Genomic DNA, 23,784 nt, shown 5'->3' on the forward strand with positions numbered 1-23,784 from the left:
AACGCTTTGCGGTGAAGCTGGCCCCATTCTGAAATGGCGCATCACAGTTCGTGCGTGCCCTCCCTGTATGAAGGCCTGTTTTCATGGATGATCTGTTGCGGGAGTTTCTGACGGAGACCAGCGAGAGCCTGGACACCGTGGACAATCAGCTGGTGAAGTTCGAGCAGGAGCCGAACAACGCCAAGATCCTGGATAACATCTTCCGCCTGGTCCACACCATCAAGGGTACGTGCGGCTTCCTCGGCCTGCCGCGGCTCGAAGCGCTGGCGCATGCCGGCGAGACGCTGATGGGCAAATTCCGCGACGGCATGCCGGTGACGGGACCGGCCGTGACGCTGATCCTGTCCTCGATCGACCGCATCAAGGAGATCCTGGCCGGCCTCGAGGCAACCGAAGCCGAGCCCGAGGGCACCGACCGCGACCTCATCGACAAGCTGGAAGCGATGGTCGCGCAGGGCATGGCGGCGATGGCCGCCAGCGCCGCGGCACCCGTTGTTGCTGCCGTCGCTGAAGCGCCGCCGCTGGTGCCGGAAGCACCGGTTGCGGCTGCTCCCGCAAAAGAGATGACCACGGGCTCGCTGATCGACCAGACCCTGGAGCGCCCGCTGCGTCCGGGCGAGGTCTCGCTCGACGAGCTCGAGCGCGCCTTCCGCGAGACCGCGATCGAAGCCCCGGCGCCGGTTGCCGAGGTCAAGGCCGCGCCCGTCGCTGAAGCGCCGGCGCCCGCTGCCGCCAAGGAAGTCGCCAAAGAGAAGGCGCCCAAGGAGAAGGCCGCGCCGAAGAAGTCGATGGCCGACGAGGGGGCCTCCGAAGGCGACCGCATCGCCAACCAGTCGATCCGCGTCAACGTGGATACGCTGGAGCATCTGATGACCATGGTCTCCGAGCTGGTGCTGACCCGCAACCAGCTGCTGGAGATCTCCCGCCGCAACGAGGACACCGAGTTCAAGGTGCCGTTGCAGCGCCTCTCCAACGTCACCGCCGAGCTGCAGGAAGGCGTCATGAAGACGCGCATGCAGCCGATCGGCAATGCCTGGCAGAAGCTGCCCCGCATCGTCCGCGATCTGTCGAGCGAACTCGGCAAGCAGATCGATCTGGAGATGCACGGCGCCGACACCGAGCTCGACCGCCAGGTGCTCGACCTGATCAAGGACCCGCTCACCCACATGGTGCGCAACTCCGCCGATCATGGCCTGGAGACCCCCGCCGAGCGTCTTGCCAGCGGCAAGGGCGAGCAGGGCACCATTCGCCTGTCCGCCTATCATGAAGGCGGCCACATCATCATCTGCATCGCCGACAACGGCCGCGGCCTCAACACCGAGAAGATCAAGGCCAAGGCGATCTCCTCAGGTCTCGTCACCGAGGCTGAGCTGGAGAAGATGTCGGAAGCCCAGATCCACAAGTTCATCTTTGCCCCGGGCTTCTCCACCGCGGCCGCCATCACCTCGGTCTCCGGCCGTGGCGTCGGCATGGACGTGGTCCGCACCAATATCGACCAGATCGGCGGCACCATCGACATCAAGTCGGTCGCCGGCGAGGGCTCAAGCGTCACCATCAAGATCCCGCTGACCCTGGCCATCGTCTCCGCGCTGATCGTTGAAGCCGCCGGCGATCGCTTTGCGATCCCGCAGCTCTCGGTGGTCGAGCTGGTCCGTGCCCGCGCCAACTCGGAGCACCGCATCGAGCGGATCAAGGACACCGCGGTGCTGCGGCTGCGCAACAAGCTGCTGCCGCTGATCCACCTGAAGAAGCTGCTGAAGATCGACGACGGCGCCGCCAGCGATCCCGAGAACGGCTTCATCGTGGTCACTCAAGTGGGCAGCCAGACCTTCGGTATCGTCGTCGACGGCGTGTTCCACACCGAAGAAATCGTGGTCAAGCCGATGTCGACGAAACTGCGTCACATCGACATGTTCTCGGGCAATACGATCCTGGGCGATGGCGCGGTCATCATGATCATCGACCCCAACGGCATTGCCAAGGCGCTCGGCGCCGCCGGCTCCTCGGCCCATGACATGGCCGACGACAACGGCGCGCTTCACATCGGCTCGGGCGAGCAGACCACCTCGCTGCTGGTGTTCCGCGCCGGCTCGTCCCAGCCCAAGGCGGTCCCGCTCGGGCTGGTCACCCGCCTGGAGGAGCTGCCCTCCGACAAGATCGAGTTCTCCAACGGCCGCTACATGGTGCAGTACCGCGAGCAGCTGATGCCGCTGGTGGCCATGGACGGCGTCACCGTTGCCACCCAGGGCGCGCAGCCGATCCTGGTGTTCGCCGACGACGGCCGCTCCATGGGCCTCGTCGTCGACGAGATCATCGACATCGTCGAGGAACGGCTCAACATCGAGGTCGGCGGCTCCGCCTCCGGCATCCTGGGCTCGGCCGTGATCAAGGGCCAGGCCACCGAGGTGATCGACGTCGGCCACTTCCTCCCGATGGCGTTTGCCGACTGGTTCACCCGCAAGGAGATGAAGCCGTCGATGCATTCGCAGTCGGTGCTGCTGGTCGACGACTCGGCGTTCTTCCGCAACATGCTGGCCCCCGTGCTCAAGGCCGCCGGCTACCGCGTCCGCACCGCGCCGACCGCGCAGGAGGGTCTGGCGGCGCTCCGCGCCCAAAACTTCGACGTGGTCCTGACCGACATCGAGATGCCCGACATGAACGGGTTCGAGTTCGCCGAAGTGATCCGCTCCGACAGCAATCTGGGCGCGATGCCGATCATCGGCCTCTCGGCGCTGGTGTCGCCGGCCGCGATCGAGCGCGGCCGTCAGGCCGGCTTCCACGACTATGTCGCCAAGTTCGACCGTCCCGGTCTGATCGCGGCGCTGAAGGAACAGACCGCGGGTGCCGCCGGCGCCTCCGAGCTGAGCCGGGCAGCGGCGTAAGGGCCAGGAATTAAGGCCAGGGATCAGGAGCCACTGAAATGAGCAAGAAGACCCAGTCCACCGAAGGCGCCATGGTCGAGTACGTCACCGCGATGATCGGCGGCCAGCTGTTCGGCCTGCCGATCTCCCGCGTCCAGGACGTGTTCATGCCCGAGCGTGTCACCCGCGTTCCCTTGTCCTCGCGCGAGATCGCGGGCGTGCTGAACCTGCGCGGCCGCATCGTCACCGTGGTCGACATGCGCGCCCGCCTCGGCCTGCCCAAGCCCGAGGACGGCAAGACGGCGATGGCGGTCGGCGTCGACCTGCGCGGTGAATCCTACGGCCTCCTGATCGACCAGATCGGCGAGGTGCTGCGCCTGCCCGAGGACAGCAAGGAAGACAACCCGGTCAACCTCGACCCCCGCATGGCCAAGCTCGCCGGCGGTGTCCACCGTCTCGACGGCCAGCTCATGGTCGTCCTCGACGTCGATCGCGTCCTCGAGCTCGCGCCCGAGATGATGGCGGCCTGATACGGCGGCATCGCCGCCGACGTGCCTGCAATTGGAAGTGTCCCCGCAAAGGGGATCAGAAGCAGAGGTTCACATGCGAACTTGTCTCGTCGTTGATGATTCCAGCGTCATCCGCAAGGTTGCGCGCCGGATCCTGGAAGGCCTCGACTTCCAGATTCTCGAAGCTGAGGACGGTGAGAAGGCACTTGAGGCCTGCAAGCGCGGGCTGCCCGACGCCGTGCTGCTCGACTGGAACATGCCGGTCATGGATGGTTACGAGTTCCTCGGCCATCTGCGCCGCATGCCCGGCGGCGACCAGCCCAAGGTGGTGTTCTGCACCACCGAGAACGACGTGGCCCATATTGCGCGCGCGCTGCACGCCGGTGCCAACGAGTACATCATGAAGCCGTTCGACAAGGACATCGTGACGGCGAAGTTCCAGGAAGTCGGCTTGATCTGAGCGAACACCGGAGGCTGAACGGCTCCTTCGGCGTTTGTTTTCAACTAAACCGTTTCAGTCTGAGTTGGTGAGTTAATGAGTGTTGCGTTCGCAGGTAATTCGACCACGGGCTCGTCGCGTGGAGCGGGACCGCTGCGGGTGATGGTCGTCGACGACTCCGTCGTCATTCGCGGTCTGATCTCGCGCTGGATCGGCGCCGAGCACGACATGGAGGTCGCGGCCTCGCTGCGCACCGGGCTTGAGGCCGTCAACCAGCTCGAACGCATCAATCCCGACGTCGCCGTCCTCGACATCGAAATGCCCGAGCTCGACGGTATCTCGGCGCTGCCGCAGCTCTTGGCGAAGAAGCGCGATCTCGTCATCATCATGGCCTCGACGCTGACCCGCCGCAACGCCGAGATCAGCTTCAAGGCGCTGTCGCTCGGCGCTGCCGATTACATTCCGAAGCCGGAGTCGACGCGCGAAGCCTCTGCCGCGGACATCTTCCATCACGACCTGATCCAGAAAATCCGCCATCTCGGCGCACGGCTGCGCCGCAGGCCCGCGGTTGCGAGCCCGCCGCTGGCGCCCGCGAGCCCGGCCCCGGCCGCACGTGGACCGGTTGTCGCGCGGCCTGCCGCGCCCGCCCCGACCCTGCATGCCCTGTCGTCGGGGCCGCTGACCACGCGTCCATTCTCGACCCAGGTGCCGAAGGTGCTGCTGATCGGCTCCTCGACTGGCGGCCCGCAGGCGCTGATGACGCTAGTCACCGAGCTCGGCCCGGTGATCGACCGCGTTCCGGTGCTGATCACCCAGCACATGCCGCCGACCTTCACCACCATTCTCGCCGAGCATCTGGCGCGGTCGAGCCGCAAGCCGGCAGCCGAGGCCGTCGACGGCGAGCCGGTGAAGCCCGGCCGCATCTACCTCGCGCCCGGCGGCAAGCACATGCGCGTCGTGCGCAGCGGCGCCGACGTGGCGATCGCGCTCGACGACGGCCCTGCCGTCAATTTCTGCAAGCCTGCGGTCGATCCGCTGTTCACCTCGGCCATCGACATCTGGCACGGCAGCATCCTCTCAGTGATTCTGACCGGCATGGGCTCGGATGGCATGCGCGGCGGCAAGGACATCGTCGCCGCCGGCGGCAGTGTGATCGCGCAGGACGAAGCCACGAGCGTGGTGTGGGGCATGCCGGGTGCGGCTGCCCACGCCGGCATCTGCGCGGCGATCCTGCCGCTCAACCAGATCGGCGCGAAGGTCAACCGCCTGTTCGCGGGAGACCGCTCGTGACGCCCACGGACTATGAGTATCTGCGTAAGTTCCTGAAAGAGCGCTCTGGTCTCGATCTCTCGCCCGACAAGCAGTATCTCGTCGAAAGCCGGCTGCTGCCGCTCGCCCGCAAGGCGAGCCTGCCTGGCATCCCCGATCTCGTTCTCAAGATCAGGAACGGTGATGGAAGGCTTGCGACCGACGTGGTCGAGGCGATGACCACCAACGAGACCTTCTTCTATCGCGACAAGATCCCGTTCGATCATCTGCGCGAGACGATCCTGCCGGGCCTGATCCAGGCGCGCGCCGCGCGCAAGTCGCTTCGCATCTGGTCGGCCGCGTCGTCGACGGGGCAGGAGCCCTATTCGATCGCGATGTGCGTCAAGGAGATGGGCGCGGCCTTGGCCGGCTGGCGCATCGAGATCGTCGCCACCGATCTGTCGCAGGAGGTGCTGGAGAAATCCAAGGCCGGCCTCTACAGCCAGTTCGAAGTGCAGCGCGGCCTGCCGATCCAGCACTTGATGAAGTACTTCACGCAATCGGGCGAAGTCTGGCAGCTCAATGCCGACATTCGCGCGATGGTGCAGTTCCGGCAGCTCAATCTGCTGCAGGATTTCTCCCATCTCGGCTCGTTCGACGTGATCTTCTGCCGCAACGTGCTGATCTATTTCGATCAGGACACCAAGGCCGTGGTCTTCGAGCGCATGGCGAGGGGCCTGGAAGCGGATGGCACGCTGTTGTTGGGCGCTGCCGAATCCGTCGTCGGCATCACCGACGCGTTCCGCCCGATCTCTGACCGGCGCGGGCTCTACCAGCTCAATCCGGCGCGCTCCGGCCGCCCGATGGGTGGCCTGATGCCGCAGCCACTGAAGGTCGCCGCGGCGAGGTGAACGTCATTCCGGGGCCGTGCGTCCGCGCGGAGCCCGGAATCCAAAACCACAGGCCATCGAAATGGGCAGGCGGTTAGACGTAGGGCCGTTCGATCTGCTTGTGGTTATGGATTCCGGGTTCGCGACTACGTCGCGCCCCCGGAATGACGGATGCCTCACAAAATCGCATGCGGCAGAAACCGCGAGCTGTTGCCGGTGATCGGGCTCTCGTCCTCGCGGATCGAAAGCCCGCACGGCTCGTGGTTCACCAGCCAGCTTCCGATCACGGGATAGCAGCCCGAAAAGTTCGGCAGCGGCGACAGCGCCTGGCGGACAAAGCCTTCGGCGCCGTAGGGGCCTTCGTGTTCGTCGAGCGAAACACCGCCCGACACCAGCGTGACATTGGCGCCTTCGCGCGACAGCAGCGGCTTGCGGACATAGGAGCTGCCGAGCTCGGCTGCGCGCGGATCGTCCTCGAAGAAGGCCGGCAGCAGATTGGGATGGTTCGGAAACATCTCCCAGAGCAGCGGCAGAATGCCCTTGTTGGAGAGCACCGCCTTCCATGGCGGCTCGATCCAGCGCGTCGGAGCCTCCTTCAGCTTCGCGCCAAAAGCGTCGTGGAACATCCACTCCCAGGGATAGAGCTTGAAGACCAGCTCCATGTCACGGTTGTCGAGATCGACGAAGCCGCCCACATCGCGCCAGCCTATCTCCTCGATGTCGAGCAGCGTGGTCGCGAGGCCGGCCTGATGCGCGGTGTCTTCAAGATAAGCCAGCGTGCCCGCGTCTTCTTCGTTACCAGTCGCGCCTGTGAGATGCAGGTGTCCGCCCGCGCCGATCGCTTTCCACGCCTCGATCAGCCGCTCGTGAATGGAATTGAACTGGTCTGCGCGCGCAGGAATGATGCGCCGCTCGATCGCCTGCTCGAGCCAGGTCCATTGAAACACCGCGGCCTCGAAGATCGAGGTCGGCGTGTCCGCGTTGTACTCGAGCAGCTTTGCGGGCGCCTCGCCGTCAAATTTGAGATCGAGCCGGCCGTAAAGGCTGCGGTCATCGCGTTCCCAGCTCTCTGCGATGAGATCCCAAAACGCTTCCGGAATCTTCAAACGCCGTAAGTGCTGCTCGTCGCCGATCACGCGGTCGGCAAGCTCGAGGCACATCGCATCGATCTCGCCGGTCGGCGTTTCGATCGAGCGCTCGATCTCGTCGAGCGAGAATGCGTAATAGGCGCGCTCGTCCCAATAACGCTCGCCGTCAATGGTGTGAAAGGCGAAGCCGCATTGCTCGGCAGTCTGCTGCCAGTCGTCGCGCTCGGGACAAATGATGCGTTGCATGAGTCAGCCGCCGCCGTGGCCGCCATGACCATGACCGCCATGACCTTGACCGGAATGACCTTGACCGGAATGCCCACCGTGCATGTGATGCAGCGTGCCGCCGAAGCCGCCATAGCTCGGCCGGCAATACGGCTTGCCGTCGATGCCGGGCACGGCTTCGAGCCCGGATCCGCAAGGACGCTCGCGCTTCACAAATCCCATCGAGACCGCGCTGGCCGCGGCAGTGCCCATCAAGGTGAGCACGATCCTCCGCGAGCGTTTCATGTCGCATCCTCCCGCGCCGTCACCTAAGCAGACCAGCACGCGGCGTTGAATTCACAAAACCGCGCCTCATTCGCCGCCCGAGAAGCCATGGCCAAAGGAGCCGAAGCCGCCGCGCGTGACGCCGCCAGAGCCCGAGTCGGACGAGCCACCCGACGAGGAATGGCTCGAGGAGTCGCTGCTGAAGAAGCTCGATCGCGAGGACGAGTGGCCTCCGCCGCTGCCGCCGGATGAGCTGCTGCTACAGGTGGTGTTCGTTGGCGCAGGTGCCGTTGCGCCGGGGACTGACGCCCCGGGGACTGTCGCCCCGGGAGGCATGGGATCGCAGTTTCGCCGCGGCATCAACATGAAGGCGGTGGTGCCGACCGCGATCGTGCCCATCACCAGCAGCGCGACATGGCCCGAGCGCTTGACCGGCTCGCGCGGGGCCGGCGGCGCGGGGGCGGGCCTGCGCTTGCCGAATTCCTTAGGCGGAGGCTTGGCGGCCATATCAGTAGATCATGCAGGCGGCGTTCAAAAGGCCGGCGGCGAGCGAGGACAGGCCGAGCCAGATCGCAGGCGCCAGCTCACCGGCGGCGATCCGCCCTGACAGGTTCGGCACCGGTATTTTCACAATGTAGAACACGGCGACCTGCACGATCAGCGCAATGAAGGCCCAGATCAGGCAGTCCAGCACGTTGGCCGAATGCGCGATCGCGCTGAACAGCGGCGCCACGAAGCCGAGCAGGCTGAGGCCGAGCGCAATTGCCGCCGCAGGGTCGTTGTCGCGAATGAGCTGGAACTCGTTGTGCGGCGTGATCCGCGTGTAAACGAACAGATATGCCACTATCGCGATCAACCCGGTGCAGAAATAGACCAAGAAGGCGGGCAGGCCGGCGAGCGATTGCAGGATCATGGGGAGGTCCGAAATTGACGCCGGGAATTCTGGCACGATCGCTTAGTCACGGCACCGGGCCAATGGGTTCGATCCCCAAGAAGAATCCAGCTTTCGGTGCGCGCAGGGCACTGCACAAAATTTCTGGTCGCATGAGACATGCTTCACAAATGCGTCTCGAGGTTGTGTGTGATAGTCTGAGGCATTGTCTTGCGGCCGCCGTGATTTCGACCGGTCGCGCTCATTCGAGGGATGCTTCGTTCAGATCAAGATCTTGTTGAGTGAGGCTCAAAATGCCTGTTGCCGAATACGAAGATTTCGAGCTCGAGATCGGCTCCGATCTGCCCGTGGGTGGCGGCCCTCAGCAATATTATGGTCGCGTCGTCAGGTCGCCGGCCGGCGAAGCGCCGAAGAGCCAGGTGAAGTTCTGGTTCTCCGCGCCCGGTGAACTGGCCAAGCTGCGCGGCGAGCTGGAAAACGCTGTCCTTGAGATCGACGAGAAGAATCGCCAGGGACCGACCACGCGCGGCGAGCAGGTGCTGCGCGATTTCGGCCGCGGGGTGTTTCGCAGCGTCTTCACCGACGTGCCGTCGATCCAGCGCATCTATGAGCGCAGCAAGGGCGCGGCGCAGGATCTGAGAATCAAGCTGCGCATCGAGACGGCCGACCTTGCCGGACTGCCCTGGGAATATCTCTACGACGAAGACGACATGCCCGGCTTCGTCAGCCTCACGCGCCCCATCGTGCGCTATCTCGAAACGGCGGGCGGCGTCGGCCGGATGGGCGTCAAGGGACCCTTGCGCATCCTCGGCATGATCTCCGATCCCTCGACCAGCGAATGGCCGAAGCTCAACGTCGTCAAGGAGCGTGACCGCATCAACAAGGGCATCGATGCGCTCCAGCACGAGGGCAAGGTCGATTTTCAATGGGTCCCCGGAGGGACCGGCAAAGATCTGATGAAGAAGCTGCTGGAAGGCCAGTGGCACATCTTCCACTTCATCGGGCATGGCGGCGTCGAGGAAGCCTTGCCCGGCGCCGGCGCCAGCGGCTTCGTCGTCATGGTCGACGAGGACGGCAAGCCGGTGAAGAAGTTCGCCTCCGACCTTGCGATGATGCTGACGGGAGCACGGCGCAGCCTGCGCCTGATCGTGCTGAATTGCTGCGAGAGCGCAAGGATCAATGTCGGCGACCGCTTCGGCAATCCGGCAATCGGGCTGATGAAGACGGGGTGGCTGCCCGCCGTGGTGGCGATGCAGTTTCCGATCACCGACAACGCTGCGATCTCGATGTCGGAAGGATTTTACGCAGCGCTCGCCGGCAATCGTCCGATCGACGATGCCGTGACGCTCGCGCGCAAATTCATCCAGGAAAAGTCCCGGGTCGAGTGGGGAATTCCGGTCCTCTATATGCGCTCGCCGGACGGCCGGATCTTTGACGTCGAAGCGCCGCAGCCGCCTGTGCCTCCGCCCGAGGCGGCGCGCCCTTCGAAGGAAATGCTGCAACAGCGGCGCGACGAATTCATCGAGGCGCTCGCCGCCGGTCCCGCCACGATCGAGGCGCTGGAGGAGCTGACCAGGCGCGGGCAGGAGCTGCACGGCCTGCTTGCGGATGACAGCGAACTCTCGGTTCGGCTCGCAAAAGTCTATTTCGATCTCGGCACGCTTCAGCACAAGCAGAAGCAGATCTCGAAGGCCGCCGCGAGCTTTGCCTACATGCTCAAGCTGGACCCTGCGAAGCCCGAATATTTCGTGCGCCGCGCCAATTTCAACGTGACGGTCGGTCTCTACGAGAACGCGCTCGGTGACATCACCGAAGCGATCAAGCTCAAGCCGAAGAACGCGGAGTTCTACTGGATTAAGGGCATCGTCAGCATGACGGCCGCCGGCACCGACGATAAGCGCGGCTATCTCGAGGAGGCGATCAAGGCCTTCGGCACGGCGATTGCGACCAACGAGAACGAGCCGAAATATCTGGTGTCGCGAGCGAATGCCTACGCCCAGATCAAGGACGTGGCGAAGGCCCAGAACGATATGGACAGCGCGATTGCGCTCGCCCCTGACAACATCGATCTCCTGGTCCAGAAGGCCAAGATGATCGCCGAGGCTGCCTGACTCTCACGCGACCGCCGGATGCCGCAGTGTCCGGCGCGCCTTTCAACAGCGAACCCTAGCAATAGGAGTTCATCGTGCCGCTTGCCGATGTCGTAGACCCCCTGAATACGATCTTCGAGTCCTTCGGTGGACCGCTTCTGGTCGTGCTATTCTACTGGTTCAGGTTTCACACGCTGAAGGGGACCCGCTCGTTCACGACACAGCCGCTGTTTCTGTTCGGCCTCGCCGTCTTTGTCACGCCGTTCCTGGCGATCTACGCCGTTCTTCCCGGCAAGCTGTCACCGCTCGCCGCGGTGTGGGTCCTGATGTTCGCTTGGCTCATTCCAGTCGTGCCAAAGGCGTGGAGAAAACTCTGCCAGCAACTGGCTGGCATTCCCGTCAGCGCGTTCGCGCTGCGCGACGCGCTGGCCGCAGCGCCGTTTCAGGTTGGTCCGGACGACATGCCGAGCCTTCAGCGCAAACTGTCCAGGGTCGGCTACCAGATCGACGATTTCCGCGCCACGCAATCGACCGCGATCCAGTCGCGCTTTCTCAAGATCTCGGCGGTCATGCTCCATCTCGAACGCTGGGCCGCCGATCATGATGCCTTCATGGAGCGCAATTCCGATCTCTATGTCGAGCTGCTCGCGGTCTACGACACGCTCTGCTTCCGCACCGTCCGCGTGCTCAAGAGCAGTGCCGAGATCTACGGTGCGATCATGGAGGACAGCCATGTCGAGCCGGACGACTGGCAGGCGCTCGACCAGCTCTCGACCCGCCACACCGTGGTCAGCCAGCTTCAACTCGCCGCCCAGACCGCGGCGGGATGCATGCTGGAGGATCTGCGCAAGGACATGGATTCGCTGCTCAACAATCTCCTGCTGTTCGCAACGCGCGCCTCGCTCGCCGGTGAGTGGACGCTGGGGCGCAGCAGGCGGAGGCTGGGCGCGATCGGCTTCACGCTGGAGCCGTCCCCGCCCGGCATCGTGAAGTTCGTGGCGGTCGTGGCGGGCTTCGCCATTGTCTGGTGCGTGGCGTGGCTGGTCGGGTCCGGCAAGGTCGTCCACACGCCGGGCGAGCAGTATGTCGGCATGCTGCGGACGCTAGTGGTGACGCCGCTCTACCTCATCGTGAATTTCTGGCTGGTCTATTACTTTAAGCGGCAATATGCGTTTGCGAACGACACCATCTTCGGCCAGCTGCCGGTGCGATTCATCCTGACGATCGGTCTCTGGAGTGCGTTGCTCGTCTTCTTTCCGCTTCAGGCGCTGTTCGACTTTTACCAGTTTCCGCAAAGGCCCTATCTCGACGTCGTCCTGCATGAACTGCCGCTGCTGATCTTCCCCTGGGGGATCGCGGCGATGGCAGCGCTTCTGGTGCAGGATTCGACGTGGCGCAGGCGGTCCCGGATCACCCGGCGGATGCGCGATGGCCTCGTGTTCGGCGGTGGCATGACCACGATGCTGTGGGTGCTGATGGCCATCCACCAGGTCAGCCCCATGCCGGTCATGGCAGTCGTCGACAATGTTCCCGGATGGACGTTCTTGTGGTCCTTCGTGGTCCCGACCTTCGCGTTCGGTTTCATCATCGGCTACGCGTTGATCGCCTGGCTGCGCGAGGCGGCCGCGCGCGTTCCGGTCGGAAGTCCGTCTCTCGCAAGTCCCGCGCTTGCGAGCGCCTGACGACCCCCAAAAAACAAAACCCCGCCATTTGCGGCGGGGTCCAGGCTGGGAGGAGCGAGCCCGACGGGGCTCGCGACGTAAACGGATCAGGCGGGGATGCGCTCTTCGTGCTCGTGCGGCTCGCGCAGCACGTAGCCGCGGCCCCAGACGGTCTCGATGAAGTTGCGGCCTTCGGAGGCGTTGGCGAGCTTCTTGCGGAGCTTGCAGATGAAGACGTCGATGATCTTCAGCTCGGGCTCGTCCATGCCGCCATAGAGGTGGTTGAGGAACATTTCCTTGGTGAGGGTCGTACCCTTGCGGAGCGAGAGCAGCTCCAGCATCTGATATTCCTTGCCGGTCAGGTGCACGCGCTGGCCACCGACTTCGACCGTCTTGGTGTCGAGGTTGACGACGAGGTCGCCGGTCTGGATGACCGACTGGGCGTGACCCTTGGAGCGGCGCACGATCGCGTGGATGCGGGCCACCAGCTCGTCTTTATGGAAGGGTTTGGTCATGTAGTCGTCGGCGCCGACGCCGAGACCCTTGACCTTGTCCTCGATGCCGGCGAGGCCGGAGAGGATCAGGATCGGTGTCTTGATCTTGGAGACCCGAAGCTGCTTGAGCACGTCGTAGCCGGACATGTCGGGCAGGTTGAGGTCGAGAAGGATAATGTCGTAATCGTATAATTTACCGAGATCGACGCCTTCTTCTCCCAAATCGGTCGTGTAGACGTTGAAGCTCTCAGACTTCAGCATCAGCTCGATCGACTGCGCGACGGCGCTGTCATCTTCAATCAGCAAAACGCGCATGCCAGTTCCCCATAGTCGCCGCTCCTGGGCGTCAGGTCGGCCGCATTCGCGGCACTCAACAAAACGCCTTTGAACAACTGATTCGGATCCTGACGACAGATGGTTAACAAATCCTGATTCTGGAACGCAAGTCCCCCCGGTGCAATTTTTGTCGAATCGCCCTAAGGTCTTGCGCGCGAAGCAGCTTTCGTTACCCGGCTCCGTTCAAGTTCCACTTTAAGAGACGGGCCTAACCGACTCCCGCGACTCAGCCTTCTTCTGAAGGGGAGCCACGCTCAGTCACAAAGACAGTGACGCAATGATTAACGATGCGGGTAAACACGAAGTTAAGCGCCGTTCAGAAATATGGCGAAATTTAAGGGTTTCGCCTGAAAGCCCCAATCATGAAGGCGCGTCCCCTATGAAGGCCCTCTTATGAAGGCTGCTCCATGAAAGCCGTTTTATGAAAGCACTTGCCGAACAGATCGGCGATATCGACGGCGTCAATATCTATGGCCGTGTGGTCGGCGTGCGTGGGCTCATGGTCGAGGTCGCCGGCCCGATCCACGCGATGTCGGTCGGTGCGCGGCTCGTGATCGAGACTGGTGCCAACCGTTCCATCCCCTGCGAGGTGATCGGCTTCTCCGGCAACAACGCTGTCGTGATGCCGTTCGCCGGCCTCGACGGTGTGCGTCGCGGCTGCAAGGCCGTGATCGCCAATGCAGCCAATCAGGTGCGGCCGTCATCGGCCTGGCTCGGCCGCGTCGTCAACGCGCTGGGCGAACCGATCGACGGCAAGGGGCCGTTGCCGCAAGGCGCCTCGCCGATGCCGTATCGCAATTCGCCGCCGCCGGCGCATTCGCGCAAGCGCGTCGGCGCGCCGCTCGATCTCGGCGTGCGCGCGATGAACACCTTTCTCACCTGCTGCCGCGGCCAGCGCATGGGCATTTTCGCAGGTTCCGGCGTCGGCAAATCCGTGCTGCTCTCGATGCTCGCCCGCAACGTCGATGCCGCGGTCAGCGTCATCGGGCTGATCGGCGAACGCGGCCGCGAGGTTCAGGAATTCCTGCAGGACGACCTCGGCGAGGAGGGCCTGGCGCGCTCCGTCGTGGTGGTCGCGACCTCCGACGAACCGGCCCTGATGCGGCGGCAGGCCGCATATCTGACGCTCGCAGTCGCCGAATATTTTCGCGACGAGGGCCAGGACGTGCTCTGCCTGATGGACTCGGTGACGCGTTTCGCCATGGCCCAGCGCGAGATCGGGCTGTCCGCCGGCGAGCCGCCGACCGCCAAGGGCTACACGCCGACCGTCTTCACCGAGCTGCCGAAGCTTCTGGAGCGCGCCGGACCGGGGCTCGGGGAGGGCGCGATCACCGCGATCTTCACGGTGCTGGTCGACGGCGACGATCACAACGAGCCGATCGCCGACGCCGTCCGCGGCATCCTCGACGGCCACATCGTCATGCAGCGCGCGATCGCCGAGCGCGGCCGCTACCCCGCCATCAACATCCTCAAATCCGTCTCGCGCACCATGCCGAAATCGGCCGATCCGCAATTCTGGCCGACCATCCAGAAGGCGCGGGCGGTGATGGCGACCTATGCCGACATGGAGGAGCTGATCCGGCTCGGCGCCTACCGGGCCGGCTCCAGCCCGGAGGTCGACGAGGCGATCCGGCTGCACGAGCCGCTGGAGGCCTTCCTGCGCCAGCGCAAGGACGAAAATGCCTCTCTGGCCGATGGCTACCGCCAGTTGGCGCAAATCCTCGGGAATTTGGAAACGGAACGCTAACTTTGTCCCGTCATCATCCGATCACACAGAGTAGCAGAGCCGGTCTTGGCCCCAATCGGGCCTGTGGGGAGACCGGTGTCGTCCCACGTGCAGCTAAGGGACTTCTGGGGAGTACGAGTCGATGAAGTCACGTGATACCCTCATTCGCCTGAAGAAGTTTCAGGTCGACGAGAAGCGCCGCCGGGTCGCCCAGATCGAGTCCATGATCGCCGACTTCCAGCGGATGTCGACCGATCTGGATCGCGAGATCCAGACCGAGCAGGACCGCGCCGGGATCAACGATCCCGCGCATTTCGCCTATCCGACCTATGCCAAGGCCGCCATCCAGCGCCGCGAGAACCTGACCCGCTCAGCCGACGAGCTGAAGGGGCAGCTCGAGGAGGCCAAGGCCGCGCTCGGGGAGGCCTTCGAGGAACTCAAGAAGGTCGAGCTCCTGGACGAGCGCGACCAGGCCCGCGAGCGCGCCGAGGAAAACGCCCGCGAGCAGGCCGACCTCGACAGCATCGGCCTGATGCGTTCCCGCATTGGCGCCGTGGCGTAAGCGGCACCCAGCGGCCAAAAACCTTGAGAATTTGCGAGCCCGGACCCGCAAGGTCCGGGCTTTTGCGTGTGCTGTCCACAGCGTGGCGCGCCACCCCTTGGTGACGGGCTCGGCTGCGCGCTATGGTAGTGGAGTGACGGGGTCCGCGCGGGATGCGACGGGGGCTCGCGCGTTGGGGGGCTGAATGCTGACGCCAGCAGAGCTGGTCGGGCTGATCGAGGCGGTGGCGAAGCGCGACCAGGCCGCGTTCGAGCGCCTTTACGCCGCCACGCGCGCGAAACTTTATGGCGTCGTCCTCCGTATCTTGCGCCGACAGGATCTCGCAGAGGAGGTCATCCAGGAGACTTACGTCAAGATCTGGAACAGCGCCGGCCAGTTCAATCCGACGCTGTCATCGCCGATCACGTGGATGGCATCGATCGCGCGCAACCGCGCCATCGACATCGTCCGCAAGAAGACGGAGGCCTCGATCGAGGAGGAGCCGCAGGCGATGGACGTCGCCGCCGACAGTCCCGATCCTCTGGCGCGCCGGGAGATGTCCGAGGAGTTGAAGCGGCTGTTGGAATGCATTGGTCGCCTCGAGCCGGACCGTCAGCGACTCGTGCTTCTCGCCTATTACAACGGCTGGAGCCGCGAGCAATTGGCGGAGAAATTCGCAGCTCCCGTCAACACGGTGAAGACGTGGCTCCGGCGCAGCATGCTGGATATCCGGCAATGCCTCGGGCTGTGAGGGCTCGGATTTTGAAGGTTTGGACCAAGAGGGTGGCTTTGGACTGTAATTGATGGCCTACAGCGAAGACCATATCGCGCTCGCCGCGGAATATGCGCTCGGCACACTCGATGCCGACGAGCGCGCGCAGGTCGCGACCATGATGGCGGTGGACCAGGAGTTCGCCGCGGTCGTGCAGGCGTGGGAATTCCGGCTCGGCGTCCTCAACCAGATGGTCGGCACGATCGAGCCGCGGCCGATCGTGTGGGAGAACATCCGGCGCGAGATCGCGCGGACACTATCGTCGCAGGATTCGCCCGAGGCGCCGCCGGTGCTGTCGGAGGCGCCGTCGCCACCACTGCCGGAGTTCTATTCACCGGAGCCTTCATCGCTCGAGTCTTCAGGGACAGAGTCTTCAGCGACAGGGGCGCCGTCGCCAGAGCCTCCGTCGCTCGACGTGCCGCCGCCTGAATCCAATTCCGATGTCGTTCCGATTTTCCCGCCCCAATTCTTCCCGCAGACCCACGCGCCCGACCCACGCGTTGCGCCCGTGACGCAGGCGCCGGTCGTCGACGACACCAATGTGATCTATCTCGAGGGCCGGGTGAAGCGGTGGCGCACGATTGCCTCCGCCGTGGGTGCACTTGCGGCTGCATTGCTGGTGACGCTGTCGCTTCAGATCTTCTCGCCCGATGCGCTGCCGGGCGCGCTGCGGCCGGCACCGCGCATCCAGACGGTCGAGGTGAAGACGCCGGCCGCGCCGCTGTCTTCGCCCGCACAATATGTCGCGCTGCTGCAGGGCCAGAGCGGCGGCCCCGCCTTCATCCTCACCATTGACGGGGCGACCAAGAACTTCACGGTGCGCAAGGTCGGCGCGACGCCGGAGCCGGGCAAGAGCTTTGAGCTCTGGCTGATCTCCGACAAATTGCCGCGCCCGCGTTCGCTGGGCGTGATCGGCAGCGGTGACTTCACGGCACGCCCGGTGCTCGCCGGCTATGATGCCGATGTCGTCAACGGTGCAACCTATGCCGTCACGGTCGAGCAGTCGGGCGGCTCGCCCAACGGCCAGCCGACCTCGGCGCCGGTGTTTTCCGGCAAGCTGATCGAGACCGTGCCGCCGTCCCAGCCGCAAGTTCCGGCGAAGAAGTAGTGTTCCCGTAGCCCGGATGGAGCGAAGCGTAATCCGGGACCTTCGTGCCACTCCGCGAGCCCCCGGATTTCGCTTCGCTCCATCCGGGCTACACGCTGCAACCGCGTAAACCTGTCGCCACGGTCCATTCCCTCGTCGCAATCCGACAAGTCTTGCTGAATCCACCTGCGATTTGAACCTCCATGCATTTTCCGGCGTCAAATGCCCGGACTTTGCAGTCGGCACCGCCGATCGTGGTGCCGGAGAGGGGCTAGAAATCAGATGGATGCAGCCAAGCCGCCGGGCGTCTTTATTCACCAATATGCAGGCCTGCCGCAGGGGCCGGCGTTCGAGCATTGGCGCGACAGGGCCCTGGGGTCCTGTGGCCTCGAGATCGGACCGAGCCAGGGCGACAGCATCGATTGCCGGCTGCAGATCAGCGTGGTCGACAATATCGCGCTCGCCATTCCTGAAGGTTCCTCCGCACAATACTCGCGCACGCAAAGCGGTCTCGCCGACGGCAGCGACGATCTCGTGCTGATCGCCGCACATGCCGGCCTCGTCAGCGTCCGGCAGAACGGCCATACCGTCGAGCTTGCGCCGGCGCAGATGGTGCTTGCCGATATGGGCATCACCGGCAGCGTCGGTCACACCGACGAGAACCGCTTCACCACCATCCGCATGCCGCGCCGCGCGCTGCTCGACATCCATCCGCGCGGCGAGGAGAAGCTGTCCCAGGTGCTGTCGGACGGTGCGGTCGCCGAGACCATCTTCCGCTATCACGCGCTTGCTGCGCATCACGCGCCGCATCTCGACGCCGTCGGCCAGCGCCTGACCGCGCAGCACATGGTCGATCTCGTTGGCCTCCTGCTCGGCACCGACGCCGAGCACGCGGCGCTCGCGCGCGGTCGCGGCCATGCGGCGGCCCGTCTCGATCTGATGCGCGCCGACGTGATGGCCGCACTCGGCCGCAACGATCTCTGCCTGTCCGAGGTTGCCACCCGCTCAGGGCTCAGCCCGCGCCAGGCGCAGCGGCTGTTCGAGCAGGCCGGTACCACCTTCACTGAATTCGTGCTGGAGCAACGTTTGCTGCTCGCGCGAAAATTGCTCGGCGATCCCCGCGCGCGGGCGCGCAAGATCAGCGACATCGCGCATTCCTCGGGCTTCTCGGACTTGTCCTATTTCAATCGCGCCTTCCGCAAGCGTTTTAGCGCGACGCCGTCGGAACTGCGCGAGGCCTGAGCGAGTGCGCGATCGGTCCCGCTTGCTCCGTCATTGTTGCGAGCGCAGCGAAGCAATCCAGACTGTCTCCGCGGAAAGATCCTGGATTGCTTCGCTGCGCTCGCAATCACGAGGATGATGCAGTTATTCGCCTACAGCGCGTCCGGAACACGAGATGAGAGAATGACGCGACGTACCCCAGACATGAGAAAGCGCCCGTGGGGGGCGGGCGCTTTCTGTAGTCGACTTGGGGTTGGGGTCGTCTACATATCCACGTGGCGACTTTGGGGGGCTGGTAAAGAGCCGCGTGAATTCCTGAAACTCAAATCTCCTTAGCGAACGACCGATGCGTTCGAGCTGGTAATCGCAACCGGCTTGCCGGCCTTGATCACGCGGGCGGTCTGGGTCAATCCGTCGTCCGAACCGGTGCGTGCGGTGATGCCGAAGCCTGCCACCGCGATCCCTGCGACGAGGGCCACGACCACAATCTTCAGATGTGTCGAGCGATCTGCGCTGTAAATCGAGTGGTTCATGGAAGGCTCCTGCCACCATCTACCGGAAGTAGTCGCCACCCTTGTTAGGCAGGTTCACGCTTCCGGTGCCCAACAACCTAGTATTGGGGGGATTCGTTCCCAAGGGGCTATCACAAGAGCGTGACAGGACGTGAACAATCGCGATCAAAACCGAGGCTCGATCGTTCGATTTCGCAATCATTTCAAGGCTGTAATGTGCTTGCTAGGCGCCTTCTCAGCATTTGGTCGACAAGGCGCCAGGAACTCAAAAACCATTTGCCTGTGGCGAAAAAACATACGGCTTCTTAAGGCAAATCAGATGCTTCCGACCGTTTTCAGCCTCGCTCTGGGGTGGATTTCCGCCTGCGACAACACGGTGGTCTGGGCGCGGAACCGCTCGACCAGGGAGCGGACGAAGGGACGAATTGCCGCAGAGGTCACCAGCACCGGAGCCTCGCCTTCGCGGGCGGCGCGCTCGAAAGCCTCGCGCACCCCGGTCATGAACTCCGACAGCTTTGAGGGCTGCATCGCCAGGCTGCGCTCTTCGCCCTGGCCGACGATGGATTCGGCAAAGGCCTGCTCCCACCGTGCCGACAGCGCGATCAGCGGCAGATAGCCGTTGTAGGACGTATTCTGCGCGCAGATCTGTCGCGCCAGGCGGGCGCGGACATGCTCGACCATGGTCGCGGGATTGCGCGAGAAGGCGAGCGAATCGGCAATGCCTTCGAGGATGGTCGAGAGGTCGCGGATCGAGATGCGCTCGGCGAGCAGCAGCTGGAGCACGCGCTGGATGCCGGAGACCGTGACCTGTCCGGGCACGATGTCCTTGACCAGCTCGCTCTGCTCCTTCGGCAGCTCCTTGAGCAGCTTCTGCACCTCGCCATAGGAGAGCAGGTCCGACATGTTGGCCTTGAGCAGCTCTGTGAGGTGGGTCGAGAGCACGGTCGCGGCATCGACGACGGTGTAGCCCTTGAGCGAAGCCTCTTCCTTGAGGCTGGCATCGACCCAGGTCGCCGGCAGGCCGAAGGTCGGCTCGGTGGTGTGGATGCCGGGCACCTGCACCTGGCTGCCGCCGGGGTCCATGACCATGAACTGGTTCGGCCAGATCTTGCCGGTGCCGGCGTCGACCTCCTTGATCTTGATGATGTAGGTGTTGGCCTCGAGCTGGACGTTGTCGAGGATACGCACCGCGGGCATCACAAAACCCATCTCGATCGCGAGCGAGCGGCGCAGCGCCTTGATCTGCTCGGTGAGGCGGTCGGTGCCGTCGGGACCGTTGACGAGCGGCAGCAGCGCATAGCCGAGCTCGATCTTGAGGTCGTCGATCTTGAGCGCCGCCGAGATCGGCTCCTCGGCCGCCGCGGAGCCGGGGGCACCGGGTGTCCCGGCAGCGGGAGCAGCCTTTGCAACTGCTTCGGCCTTGGCCGTCGCACGGTTGCGGTTGCGGGCCTGCCAGGCCAGTGCGCCGGCGCCGGCGCCGAGCAGGAAGAAGGGGATGGTCGGAATGCCCGGCAGCGCGGCCAGCACCAGCATGACCGCGGATGACATCGCCAGCGCCTGCGGATAGCCGGAGAACTGCTTCATCAGCGCCTTGTCGGCGGCGCCGGAGACGCCGGCCTTGGAAACGAGCAGACCCGCCGCAGTCGAGACGATCAGCGCCGGTACCTGGGTGACAAGGCCGTCGCCGACGGTCAGCAGCGTGTAGCTGCGGCCAGCGTCTGCAAAGGACAAGCCCTGCTGCGCCACGCCGATGATCATGCCGCCGACGACGTTGATGAAGACGATCAGGAGGCCGGCGATGGCGTCGCCGCGGACGAACTTCGAGGCACCGTCCATGGCGCCGAAGAACCCGCTCTCGTCCTCCAGCGCCTTGCGGCGCTCCTTGGCGGCCTTCTCGTCGATCAGGCCGGCGGACAGGTCGGCGTCGATCGCCATCTGCTTGCCGGGCATGGCGTCGAGGTGGAAGCGGGCGGCGACTTCGGCGATACGGCCCGAACCCTTGGTGATGACGACGAAGTTGACGATGATCAGGATGGCGAAGACGATGATGCCGATGACGAAATTGCCGCCCATCACGAAGCTGCCGAAAGCTTCGATGACGTGACCGGCGGCATCGGTGCCCTCGTGCCCGTGCGACAGGATCAGGCGGGTCGAGGCCATGTTGAGCGACAGCCGCAGCATGGTCGAGATCAGGAGGATGGTCGGAAAGGCGGAGAATTCCAGCGGCGCCTGGATGAACAGCGAGGTCATCAGGATCAGGATCGAGAGCGTGATCGAGATCGCCAGGAACAGGTCCAGCACGATCGCCGGCAGCGGCAGGATCAGCACCACAAGGATGGTGAGGATGCCGAGCGCGAGCGCGATGTCGCCGCGCTTGAGGATGGTGACGATTTCGGAAAGGGAGGGGATGCCGGGCTTCGCGTTGCCTACGCCTTGTCCCGCGGTGACGTCGACCATGGTTGCTGCCTCCCCGCGGGACTGCCGTCCGCGCGCCCCAAACGTCTGCGCGGCGGCCGGTGGGCCGCCGTTCCGAAAGTGAGGCACCGCACTGGCGTCCACGGGGGCTCCCGTTCTACGCGGCTGACGACACTCGACTTCACCCGGCAATTCTTGCCGGGTGTATGGTTAGCAAAGGGTTAACAAGGGGGTGGGCAGAGGTCAGGCCGGGGCATTTCGGGGGCCTCGGCCGTCATTCCGGGGCGCCCGACGGGCGAGCCCCGGAATCCATGGTGCGGCGGAGTAGGTGGGGCTCGCGCTGCGCGCGCCCGGAATGACCGAGATGGCCCTACTTCGCCTTCTGCATCTTCGTCACCGTGTACCCCGATGCCGCCTCTTCGGCCTCGAACGACACCTTGTCGCCGACCTTCACCTGCTTGAGCATCGCGGGGTCCTTGACGCGGTAGACCATGGTCATGGGCTCGTCCATGCCGAGGCTCTTGGCGGGACCGTGCTTGAGCGTGATCTTCCCGGCGCTCTCGTCGATCTTCTTGACCTCGCCGCTGATGGAAGCAGCTTGCGCCAGTGCGCTCACGGACAGGCCCAGCGTCAGTGCGAGTGCGGCGGTGATCCGGATGATCGGTTTCATGGTTCTCTCCATTGTCTTCATTTCACGGTGACGTGGCCGACCATGCCGTAGTCGCGATGGTCGGGGATCAGGCAGGAAAATTCGAAGGTGCCGGCCTTGGTGAACTTCCAGACGATCTCGGCTGTCTTGTTCGGCGCAAGCCGCACCCCGTTCGGATCGTCGTGCTCCATATGCGGGTGCTTCTTCATGACCTCGGCATGCGCGAGATTCTCTTTCGTGGTGGCGAGCAGGAATTCGTGGTCCTCCTTGCCGACATTGCGCAGCACGAAGCGGATCTGCTCGCCGCGCTTGACCTCGATCTTGGAGGGTTCGTAGGACATCTCACTCAGCGAGATCTCGATGGTGCGCGCGGGCTTCCTGGGGTCGCCGGGCTCGCCGGCCGAGAAGCCGTGATGATCGTGCCCCTCGTGCGCGAGGGCGGGCGCGATCGACAGCGCGACCAGCGTCAAGGCGAGTTTGATCGTCTTCTTCATTGTCGTCTCCAGTTGGTGGTTCATCGAAACGCTCACATCTTCATCCTGTGCGCCGGCGAGGCCGGCTGCCGCGCTGGCTCTGCCGCCGGCGAAGCGACCTCGTAGGCGACGGTGCCTTGCGGGAATTGATAGGGGCCGGGATCGCGATAATCGTCGCGCGCGAGATCCTCGCGGATCTTCATCACCGTGAACATGCCGCCCATCTCGATCGGGCCGAACTGGCCCGCGCCGCTCATCATCGGCAGCGTGTTGTCAGGCGCCGGCATTTCCATGTTGCCCATCGCCATGCCGGACTGGCCCATCACCATGGCGTCGGGCGCGAGCTTGCCGACGGCCTTGGCGAGATCCTTGCGCGACACGCCGATCATATTGCGCATGTCGTGGCCCATTGCATTCATGGTGTGGTGCGATTTGTGGCAGTGAAACGCCCAGTCGCCGGGATTGTCGGCGAGGACGTCGAACACGCGCACGGCGCCGACCGGCACGTCTGTGGTCGTCTCCGGATATTGCGCGCTTTCGGGAATCCAGCCGCCGTCAGTACAGGTCACCGCAAAGCTGTGGCCATGCAGATGGATCGGGTGGTTGGTCATGCTGAGATTGCCGATGCGTACGCGCACCTTGTCGCCGAGCCTGACCGGCAGGGGATCGATGCCCGGAAACACCCGTGCATTCCAGGTCCACATGTTGAAATCGGTCATCTCGTTGACCCGCGGCAGATAGGTGCCGGGATCGATGCGATAGGTGCTCATCACGAAGACGAAGTCACGGTCGACGGGGCGGAAGTTCGGGTCGCGCGGGTGTACGACGACCATGCCCATCATGCCCATCGCCATCTGCACCATCTCGTCGGAATGCGGGTGGTACATGAAGGTCCCGCTCTTCTTCATCTCGAACTCGTAGACGAAGGTCTTGCCCGGCTCGATATGCGGCTGGGTCAGTCCGCCGACGCCGTCCATGCCGCTCGGAATGATCATGCCGTGCCAATGAACGGTGGTGTATTCGGGCAGGCGGTTGGTGACGAAGATGCGGACCTTGTCGCCTTCGACCGCCTCGATGGTCGGCCCCGGCGACTGGCCATTGTAGCCCCAGAGATTGACCTTCATGCCCTCGGCGAATTCGCGCACCACGGGCTCGGCGACGAGATGGAATTCCTTCCAGTCGCCGTTCATCCGGAACGGCAGCGTCCAGCCGTTCAGCGTGACGACGGGGCGGTAGTTGGGACCGCTGGTTGGGTGTAGCGGCGGCTGCATCACCGCCTTGTCCATATGGGCTGCTTCCGGAATCGACGCGGCCTGGACGCGGCCGCTGACGGCTGACGCGCTCACGAGCGCGGCGGTGCCCAAAAATCCTCGGCGAGAAAACATGCTGGC

The 23,784-nt window shown here is 64.3% G+C and carries 22 protein-coding genes; 12 read left to right on the top strand and 10 right to left on the bottom strand.

The window, feature by feature from the left end:
- Positions 1–83 precede the first annotated feature (83 nt).
- The 5 genes from ACLFLU_RS09755 to ACLFLU_RS09775 all read left to right on the top strand — a co-directional run bounded on the left by ACLFLU_RS09755 (position 84) and on the right by ACLFLU_RS09775 (position 5,968).
- Positions 84–2,882 (top strand): hybrid sensor histidine kinase/response regulator, encoded by a 2,799-nt coding sequence (locus ACLFLU_RS09755; RefSeq protein ID WP_426411980.1) that lies wholly within the window; start codon positions 84–86, stop codon positions 2,880–2,882.
- Positions 2,883–2,920: 38 nt separating this feature from the next.
- Positions 2,921–3,391, top strand: coding sequence for a chemotaxis protein CheW (locus ACLFLU_RS09760; protein ID WP_426411981.1), 471 nt, complete (start codon positions 2,921–2,923; stop codon positions 3,389–3,391).
- A 73-nt stretch (positions 3,392–3,464) separates the two neighbouring features.
- Positions 3,465–3,830, top strand: a complete 366-nt coding sequence (locus tag ACLFLU_RS09765) for a response regulator (RefSeq protein WP_007600538.1) — start codon at positions 3,465–3,467, stop codon at positions 3,828–3,830.
- A 75-nt stretch (positions 3,831–3,905) separates the two neighbouring features.
- Positions 3,906–5,099 (top strand): protein-glutamate methylesterase/protein-glutamine glutaminase, encoded by a 1,194-nt coding sequence (locus ACLFLU_RS09770; protein WP_426411982.1) that lies wholly within the window; start codon positions 3,906–3,908, stop codon positions 5,097–5,099.
- The gene (locus tag ACLFLU_RS09775) at positions 5,096–5,968 is read left to right on the top strand and encodes a CheR family methyltransferase (protein WP_426411983.1); all 873 of its coding nucleotides are present in this window, start codon (positions 5,096–5,098) and stop codon (positions 5,966–5,968) included. The genes ACLFLU_RS09770 and ACLFLU_RS09775 overlap by 4 nt, the downstream gene beginning before the upstream one ends.
- 155 nt (positions 5,969–6,123) lie before the next feature.
- Here the strand turns inward: ACLFLU_RS09775 and ACLFLU_RS09780 are convergent, their stop codons facing one another.
- From ACLFLU_RS09780 to ACLFLU_RS09795, 4 genes are all read right to left on the bottom strand, one after another.
- Positions 6,124–7,281 (bottom strand): glutathionylspermidine synthase family protein, encoded by a 1,158-nt coding sequence (locus tag ACLFLU_RS09780; protein WP_426411984.1) that lies wholly within the window; start codon positions 7,279–7,281, stop codon positions 6,124–6,126.
- A 3-nt stretch (positions 7,282–7,284) separates the two neighbouring features.
- Complete coding sequence (locus ACLFLU_RS09785; RefSeq protein WP_426411985.1) at positions 7,285–7,545, bottom strand: hypothetical protein; 261 nt, start codon at positions 7,543–7,545, stop codon at positions 7,285–7,287.
- 66 nt (positions 7,546–7,611) lie between these two features.
- Positions 7,612–8,031 (bottom strand): hypothetical protein, encoded by a 420-nt coding sequence (locus tag ACLFLU_RS09790; protein WP_426411986.1) that lies wholly within the window; start codon positions 8,029–8,031, stop codon positions 7,612–7,614.
- A 1-nt stretch (position 8,032) separates the two neighbouring features.
- Positions 8,033–8,437 (bottom strand): DUF350 domain-containing protein, encoded by a 405-nt coding sequence (locus tag ACLFLU_RS09795; protein WP_298872587.1) that lies wholly within the window; start codon positions 8,435–8,437, stop codon positions 8,033–8,035.
- A 272-nt stretch (positions 8,438–8,709) separates the two neighbouring features.
- Here ACLFLU_RS09795 and ACLFLU_RS09800 point away from each other — a divergent pair, with 272 nt between their 5' ends.
- Complete coding sequence (locus tag ACLFLU_RS09800) at positions 8,710–10,527, top strand: CHAT domain-containing tetratricopeptide repeat protein (protein WP_426411987.1); 1,818 nt, start codon at positions 8,710–8,712, stop codon at positions 10,525–10,527.
- A 74-nt stretch (positions 10,528–10,601) separates the two neighbouring features.
- On the top strand, positions 10,602–12,188 hold the full coding sequence (locus tag ACLFLU_RS09805) for a hypothetical protein (RefSeq protein WP_426411988.1): 1,587 nt from the start codon (positions 10,602–10,604) through the stop codon (positions 12,186–12,188).
- Positions 12,189–12,274: 86 nt separating this feature from the next.
- Here ACLFLU_RS09805 and ctrA read toward each other — a convergent pair whose 3' ends face one another.
- Positions 12,275–12,976, bottom strand: coding sequence for a response regulator transcription factor CtrA (gene ctrA, locus ACLFLU_RS09810; RefSeq protein WP_008138878.1), 702 nt, complete (start codon positions 12,974–12,976; stop codon positions 12,275–12,277).
- Between the two features lie 442 nt (positions 12,977–13,418).
- Here ctrA and fliI point away from each other — a divergent pair, with 442 nt between their 5' ends.
- The 5 genes from fliI to ACLFLU_RS09835 all read left to right on the top strand — a co-directional run bounded on the left by fliI (position 13,419) and on the right by ACLFLU_RS09835 (position 18,365).
- On the top strand, positions 13,419–14,744 hold the full coding sequence (fliI, locus tag ACLFLU_RS09815) for a flagellar protein export ATPase FliI (protein WP_426411989.1): 1,326 nt from the start codon (positions 13,419–13,421) through the stop codon (positions 14,742–14,744).
- Positions 14,745–14,865: 121 nt separating this feature from the next.
- On the top strand, positions 14,866–15,285 hold the full coding sequence (gene fliJ, locus ACLFLU_RS09820) for a flagellar export protein FliJ (RefSeq protein WP_128953708.1): 420 nt from the start codon (positions 14,866–14,868) through the stop codon (positions 15,283–15,285).
- Positions 15,286–15,469: 184 nt separating this feature from the next.
- Positions 15,470–16,015, top strand: coding sequence for a sigma-70 family RNA polymerase sigma factor (locus ACLFLU_RS09825; RefSeq protein ID WP_426411990.1), 546 nt, complete (start codon positions 15,470–15,472; stop codon positions 16,013–16,015).
- A 52-nt stretch (positions 16,016–16,067) separates the two neighbouring features.
- A complete protein-coding gene (locus ACLFLU_RS09830; RefSeq protein WP_426411991.1) occupies positions 16,068–17,144 on the top strand; it encodes an anti-sigma factor in 1,077 nt (358 codons plus the stop codon).
- A 261-nt stretch (positions 17,145–17,405) separates the two neighbouring features.
- On the top strand, positions 17,406–18,365 hold the full coding sequence (locus ACLFLU_RS09835) for an AraC family transcriptional regulator (protein ID WP_426411992.1): 960 nt from the start codon (positions 17,406–17,408) through the stop codon (positions 18,363–18,365).
- 311 nt (positions 18,366–18,676) lie between these two features.
- Here the strand turns inward: ACLFLU_RS09835 and ACLFLU_RS09840 are convergent, their stop codons facing one another.
- From ACLFLU_RS09840 to ACLFLU_RS09860, 5 genes are all read right to left on the bottom strand, one after another.
- The gene (locus ACLFLU_RS09840) at positions 18,677–18,877 is read right to left on the bottom strand and encodes a hypothetical protein (protein WP_148753290.1); all 201 of its coding nucleotides are present in this window, start codon (positions 18,875–18,877) and stop codon (positions 18,677–18,679) included.
- Between the two features lie 294 nt (positions 18,878–19,171).
- A complete protein-coding gene (gene flhA, locus ACLFLU_RS09845; protein WP_426411993.1) occupies positions 19,172–21,313 on the bottom strand; it encodes a flagellar biosynthesis protein FlhA in 2,142 nt (713 codons plus the stop codon).
- Positions 21,314–21,641: 328 nt separating this feature from the next.
- On the bottom strand, positions 21,642–21,941 hold the full coding sequence (locus tag ACLFLU_RS09850; RefSeq protein WP_426411994.1) for a copper-binding protein: 300 nt from the start codon (positions 21,939–21,941) through the stop codon (positions 21,642–21,644).
- Between the two features lie 17 nt (positions 21,942–21,958).
- The gene (locus tag ACLFLU_RS09855; protein ID WP_426411995.1) at positions 21,959–22,414 is read right to left on the bottom strand and encodes a cupredoxin domain-containing protein; all 456 of its coding nucleotides are present in this window, start codon (positions 22,412–22,414) and stop codon (positions 21,959–21,961) included.
- Positions 22,415–22,446: 32 nt separating this feature from the next.
- Complete coding sequence (locus tag ACLFLU_RS09860) at positions 22,447–23,778, bottom strand: copper oxidase (protein ID WP_426411996.1); 1,332 nt, start codon at positions 23,776–23,778, stop codon at positions 22,447–22,449.
- Positions 23,779–23,784: the final 6 nt, after the last annotated feature.

It is taken from the genome of Bradyrhizobium ganzhouense, from assembly GCF_049949285.1.
GTDB classification, from domain to species: domain Bacteria; phylum Pseudomonadota; class Alphaproteobacteria; order Rhizobiales; family Xanthobacteraceae; genus Bradyrhizobium; species Bradyrhizobium ganzhouense.